Source organism: Frankia sp. AgKG'84/4 (genome assembly GCF_023242965.2).
Taxonomy (GTDB): domain Bacteria; phylum Actinomycetota; class Actinomycetes; order Frankiales; family Frankiaceae; genus Frankia.
Window position 1 is genome coordinate 1 of the sequence record NZ_JALKFU020001306.1, and the last position, 2131, is coordinate 2131.

2 protein-coding genes are annotated in these 2131 nt (G+C 72.8%); both read right to left on the reverse strand.

The window, feature by feature from the left end:
• Positions 1–999 (reverse strand): PrgI family protein (locus MXD58_RS29930; RefSeq protein ID WP_284679029.1); only part of this gene is annotated, 999 nt, incomplete at its 3' end.
• Between the two features lie 94 nt (positions 1000–1093).
• Positions 1094–1966, reverse strand: a complete 873-nt coding sequence (locus tag MXD58_RS29935) for a TrbL/VirB6 family protein (RefSeq protein WP_250611501.1) — start codon at positions 1964–1966, stop codon at positions 1094–1096.
• Between the last annotated feature and the right edge of the window lie 165 nt (positions 1967–2131).

Below are 2131 nucleotides of genomic sequence, written 5' to 3' on the forward strand. Positions count from 1 at the left end.
GGCGGGGGGGTGGCGGGGGGGGGGGCGGGCGGGGGGGGGCGGGGGGGGTGGGGGGGGGGGGTGGGGGGTGGTCGTCGTGTGGGGGGGTGGGGGATGTTCTGGGTGCGCGCAGCCGGCGAGGAGCCGGCGCAGCGCGCCCGCGTCGAGTAGGCGCACCCGCACTCCGGCGGTGGCGAGCAGCGCGGCGGCTTCCTCGAGGTGGCGTGCTGCCTGCCCGGCGGCGGCGTCCCGTCCGCCCCGCCCGCCGTGCACCGCACGGCGGGCGGTCAGCAGGATCTGGCGTTCCCGTAGCGCCCGGCCGTGGCCGAGGGTGTCCAGGAACGCGGCGTGGTCGGCGGCGGCGCGGGCGAGTCCGGGATGGGGCAGACGTGAGGCGTGGGCGTCGATCGCCTCGATGTGCTCGGTGAGGTCGACGGGCACGGTGCGCACGGTGATCTGCACCGGGCCGCTGGCGGCGTTGAGCATCCGGGCGAACGCGGTCACCTTCGCGTTCCGCTCGGCCTCGGTCGCGATCGCGATGTTCGTCGCGTCGACCTCGGCGACCACCGCGACAGCATCAGCGAGATCCACCACCCCGGCCGTGCCGGCGCCGGCCGGTGCGACACCCGCGGCCAGGGGCTGGGCGGGCGCGGGAGGCCGAGCGGCGGCGACCTCGGGGACCCAGGCGGGCAGGGCCGGTGGTCCCGCGGCGGGCAGGGCGGTCTGCACGGCAGGGGTGCGCCGGTGGGACAGGGCCGCGGCGGCGTAGCGGTCCAGGGGCAGACCACCGCGCCGCCCCAGTGCCAGTGCCGCGCCACCGGCGAGCAGCGGCCCGCACAGCAGGATCAGCGCTGGCACCGGCAGATACGGCCGCGCCGTCCACACCACCGCGACGGCGAGCAGCAACGGCGGTGCCAGGACGGTCAGCTGCCGGCCGGTCAACCCGGCCAGAATCTGATCCGGCCGGTTCACATCCGCGGGAATCCGCGTCCGCCCGGACCCAGACGAAGACAACGACATGAGCCACTCCGAAAGCGACGAAGAAGAAAAGAAGGAAGGAGGGAAAAGGGGGGCTCGGCACGGCGACCGAGTGGGCATCCCGTGACGGTGATGGTTAGGCGCCGATGGCTTTCATGCCGGCGCGCAGCGCCTTGTACTTCACGAGCGTCACCACCGGTGAGGGGCCGCCCGTGCCCTGTATCACCAGCCGGGTGATCCAACCCTCCAGGCGCAACGCCAACGCGAACATGCCGCAACACATCAGGATGTTGAGCAGACTGCTCGTGTTCGCAGCGAGGGCATGCCCGGGGTCGGCGAGCAGGACTCGCAGACCCACGAGCAGCAGCAGCGCGTGGGAGACCTGCACGGCCAGGCAGCCGAACAGCGCCCGCCACCACAACCGGGCCAGCCCCGCCGTCGGCGGCAGCCCGTGCCAGATCAGCAGCAGCGGCGCGGCGACCGCCAGCATCATCAGCACCAGCAGCCGCACCGCCCAGCCCACAATCAACGCGATCGCCATCGCCGCCGCGCACAGCAGAATCAAAACAATGAACGGCGCGACCTTGTTCACGGCGAGCGCGGTACTCAAGGCCGCGCCGATACCGTCCGCGGTGATTCTCTCGCCCGCGATAGCTTTCGCGACGCCGTTGGACAGGCCGATCGCGAGGCTCATCAGCGGCAGACTCAGATGCGCCGTCACGAATCCCACGACGATCCGCGGGGCCAGGTCTTTCGCGGTCGTGCGGGTCTGCAGGGTGTCATGGGCCATCGCGATCAGGCCGGCGGCGGTCAGGACGAGGAGCATGAGACTGTCCGCGATCGCGAGGTTGTCCCACCACATCTGGCGGATCGTCGGGCGGGTGGTGACGTCCTCGGTGCTCAGCACGGTGGCGCCGAGGAGTTTCATCACCGGTCCCAGCGCGCCTTCCGCGAGACCGGTCAGCCAGCTGTTGATCGCATCAGCGATCTTCCCGGGGATATTGGTCAACCCGCGAAGGAACCCGGGGATCAGACTGACACCGCGGCCGGCATCAGGGTCCGGGGAAGGCCCCGGGGAAGGCCGCGGGGTGACCCGCGACGGCGACGGCTCCACGGGGGCGGGGTTGGGGCTCGGTGTGGCGGGGGGTGCCGGCGGTGCCGGGCTCGCCGCGGG